The sequence below is a fragment of the Mycobacterium sp. 1245852.3 genome (assembly GCF_001669335.1).
GTDB classification, from domain to species: Bacteria; Actinomycetota; Actinomycetes; order Mycobacteriales; family Mycobacteriaceae; genus Mycobacterium; species Mycobacterium europaeum_A.
Window position 1 is genome coordinate 1 of sequence record NZ_LZLL01000212.1, and the last position, 4,416, is coordinate 4,416.

Sequence of the window (4,416 nt, forward strand, 5' to 3'; positions counted from 1 at the left end):
ATCCTGGCCGGCATCTACGCCCACATCTTGGGTGTCGAACGCGTCGGAATCGACGACTCCTTCTTCCACCTCGGCGGCGACTCACTCTCGGCAATGCGGCTCGTCTCGGCCGTGAATACCGAACTGGACGCCGACCTCACCGTCCGATCCCTGTTCGAGGCACCCACCGTCGCACAACTCGCGCCCCACGTGCAGGCCGGCGCCGCCCGCACCGACCGCTTGGTGCCCGCCGAACGGCCGGCGCTGGTGCCCTTGTCGTTCGCCCAGTCGCGCTTGTGGTTCATCGACCAGTTCCAGGGCCCATCGCCGGTGTACAACATGGCGGTCGCCCTGAAGCTGAGCGGGCCGGTGGATGCCGAGGTGATGGGCGCCGCCCTAGCCGACGTGGTGGGCCGCCACGAAAGCCTGCGGACCCTGTTCCTCGCGCCCGAAGGCACGCCGCAACAGGCGGTCGTCCCGCCCGAGCGCAGCGAAGTCGGCTGGCAGGTCGTCGACGCCACCCGGTGGCCGGCCTCCTGGCTGGCGGAGGCCACCCACGAGGCGGCACGATACACCTTCGATCTAACCAGCGAATTGCCCTTGCGGGCATGGCTTTTCCACACCGGCGACGATGAACACGTCCTGGTGGCAGTGGTACACCATATCGCCGCGGACGGGTGGTCGCTGGCCCCGCTGGTGCGTGACCTCGGGACGGCCTATGCCAGCCGGTCGTCCGGACGAGCCCCGCAGTGGGCGCCGCTGCCGGTCCAATACGTGGACTACACGCTGTGGCAGCGCGCCCAATTCGGCGACCTCGACGACCCGGACAGCCCCATCGCCGTGCAGCTCGCCTACTGGGAACAAGCCCTAGCCGGGCTACCGGAACGTGTTGAGCTGCCCACCGACCGGCCGTATCCCTTGGTGGCCGATTACCGTGGGGCCGGCCTGGCCGTGCAGTGGCCGGCCGACCTTCAGCAACAGATCGCCGACCTGGCGCAAGCCCACCACGTGACCAGTTTCATGGTCGTGCAGGCCGGCCTTGCCGTGCTGCTGTCCAGCCTGAGCGCGAGTTCCGATGTGGCGGTGGGCTTTCCGATCGCGGGCCGGCGCGACCCGGCCCTGGACGACGTCGTCGGTTTCTTCGTCAACACCCTGGTGCTCCGCGTAGACCTCGGCGGCGATCCCAGCGTCGCCGAACTGTTGGCCAGGGTGCGGCAGCGCAGCCTGGCGGCCTACGAACATCAGGACGTGCCCTTCGAAGTGCTCGTCGAACGGCTCAACCCCACCCGGGACCTCGCCCATCACCCGCTGGTCCAGGTGATGTTGGCCTGGCAGAACAACCAACCCGTCGACCTGAATCTGGGCGATATACAGGTCACGCCGCTGCCCCTGGAGACCCAGGTCGCCCGGATGGATCTGGTCTTCTCGCTCGCCGAACATTGGGGAGAGGACGGCCGGCCCGCCGGCATCACCGGAACGGTGGAGTTCCGCACCGACGTCTTCGACGCGCCCAGCATCGAGACGATGATCGCCCGACTGCGGCAGGTGCTTTCGGCCATGACCGCCGATCCCGCCCGGGCGCTGTCGACGATCGGCGTCCTCGCCGAGTCGGAGCGCGACCGCCTCGATGCGATCGGCAACCGCGCGGTGTTGACCCAGCCGGTGACCGGTCCGGTGTCCATCCCGGCACTCTTCGACGAACAGGTGACTCACGCGCCCGCGGCGGTGGCGATCACCTGCGGTCGACGGTCGTGGACCTATCGCGAGGTCGATGCGTCGGCTAACCAGTTGGCGCGCATACTGATTGGCCGCGGCGCGGGCCCCGGCCAGCGGGTGGCGGTGGCGATGCCGCGGTCGGCCGGGGCGATCGTGGCGATCCTGGCCGTGCTGAAGACCGGCGCGGCCTACGTACCGATCGACCCGGCGCTACCGTCGGCCCGCATCGAATTCATGCTCACCGATGCCGCACCGATCGCGACGATCAGCACTGCCGAGATCCGCGCGGATCTGCCCCGGTGCGGACCGGTCATCGACATCGACGACCCCGCCGTGCGCGTCCAACCCACCACGGGATTGCCGGCGCCGGCGGCGGACAACGTCGCGTACGTCATTTACACCTCGGGGACCACGGGCGCCCCCAAGGGTGTCGCGGTAACCCACCACAATGTGACCCAACTGTTGCTGTCGCTGGATCCCGAACTGGGTCTGGGGCGGGTGTGGAGCCACTGTCATTCCCTGGCCTTCGATTTCTCCGTATGGGAACTCTTCGGCCCGCTGCTGCGCGGCGGACGCCTCGTCGTCGTCCCCGATCAGGTGGTCCGGTCTCCGGAAGACCTGCGCGCCTTGCTGATTGCCGAAGGTGTCGAGGTGTTGAGCCAGACCCCGTCGGCGGTGGCGGCACTGGCGACCGACGGCCTGGAATCGGTGGCGCTGATCGTCGGCGGCGAACCGTGTTCCGTCGAGGTGATGGATCGGTGGGCGCGCGGACGGGTGATGATCAACCAATACGGCCCGACGGAGACCACCATGTATGCGGCCATGACCGCGCCGCTGACGGCGGATCTCGATGTGGTGCCGATCGGTTCGCCGGTGCCCGGCGCCGCGCTGTTCGTGCTGGACCACTGGTTGCGTCCGGTGCCGCCCGGCGTGGTGGGGGAGTTGTACATCGCGGGCCGTGGGGTTGCCATCGGTTATCTGGGCCGCGCCGGTTTGACGGCATCGCGGTTCGTGGCCTGCCCGTTCGGTGGGCCCGGCGCGCGCATGTATCGCACCGGCGACCTGGTCCGGTGGGGCGCCGACGAGCAGCTCGAGTACCTCGGGCGCGCCGACGAACAGGTCAAGATCCGTGGCTACCGCATCGAGCTCGGTGAAATACACTCCGCGCTCACCGAATTGGACGGCGTCGAGCAGGCCGCGGTGATCGCCCGCGAAGACCACTCCGCGACCGTGCGGCTGGTGGGATATGTCACCGGGACGGCGAACCCGACCGAAGTGCGGTCGCGGCTCGCCGAGCGGTTGCCGGCCTACATGGTGCCGGCCGCCGTCGTGACGCTCGACGCGCTGCCGCTGACCGTCAACGGCAAACTCGATACCCGCGCCCTGCCCGCCCCGGATTACGGCTCGAGCGCCTACCGCGCCCCGGCCGACGCGATCGAGGAGATCCTGGCCGGCATCTACGCCCAGGCCCTCGGGCTTGAGCGGGTCGGCGTGGACGATTCGTTCTTCGACCTGGGCGGCGACAGCATCCTGTCGATGCAGGTGGTCGCCCGGGCCCGCGCCGCCGGCGTAATGTGCCGGCCGCGTGACGTTTTCGTGGAACAGACGGTGTCCCGGCTGGCGCGGGTCGTCACGCTGGTCTCCGCAGCAGTCGATGCGGCCGACGACGGGACGGGGCCGGTGGTGGCCACCCCGATCATGCGGTGGCTGCAGAACATGGACGGCCCCATCGAGCAGTTCAACCAGACGCTGGTGCTGGCGGCGCCGGCGGGCGTGGGTCAGGCCGACGTACCGGTGCTGCTGCAGGCACTGCTGGATCGGCATCCCATGCTGCGGCTCTGCGTCGACGACGACGGCGCGGGCGACTGGTCCCTGCACGTGCCCGAGGTGGGTGCGGTGGACGCCCGCGCCTGCTTGCGGACCGTGGACGTGCTCTCCGATGCGGCGCTCAGCCAGGCGCGGTCCCAACTGAACCCCGGCGCCGGCGTGCTGCTGAGCGCGGTATGGGCCTGCGCGACAAACCAATTGGCTTTGATCGTTAACCACCTGGCCGTCGACGCCGTGTCCTGGCGGACGCTGGTCGAGGACATCAACATCGCCTGGGCACAGCACCACAGCGGCCAGCCGATCGAACTGCCCGCAGGCGGGACCTCGTTCGCCCGGTGGTCGTCGCTGCTGGCCGACCACGCCCGCAGCGCGGCGGTGCTCGACCAGGCAGACGCCTGGCGGCGCATCGAGCAGACACCGGCGCTGTTGCCGGCGGCGCGGCCCGAGGACACCTACGCGACCGCGGGGCAGTTGTCGGCGTCGCTGGACGTCGAGACGACCCGGTCGTTGCTGGGAGAGGTGCCCGCGGCGTTCCACGCCGGGGTGCAGGACATCCTGCTGATCGCCTTCGGGATGGCGATCGCCGAATTCTCCGGCACGACGAACCCCATCGGCATCGACATCGAGGGCCACGGGCGCGGCGAAGAGCTGGGCCCGAACGTCGATCTGTCCCGCACCGTGGGCTGGTTCACCACCAAACACCCGGTGGCCCTGGACATCCCCGGCCTGGACTGGGGACGGGTGAGGGCCGGTGACGCCGCGCTGAGCGCGGTAATCAAGGACGCCAAGGAGCAACTGCGCGCCCTGCCGAACGGTGTGACCTACGGGCTGTTGCGCTACCTGAATCCCGAAGTGGCACTGGCTGGTTCGGATCCGGACATCGGGTTCAACTAT

The 4,416-nt window shown here is 69.3% G+C and carries 1 protein-coding gene; it reads left to right on the plus strand.

The genetic code is table 11. The features are described from left to right. The coding region (locus tag A9W96_RS09725; RefSeq protein ID WP_156765178.1) for a non-ribosomal peptide synthetase at nucleotides 1-4,416 on the plus strand (4,416 nt) is incomplete at both ends.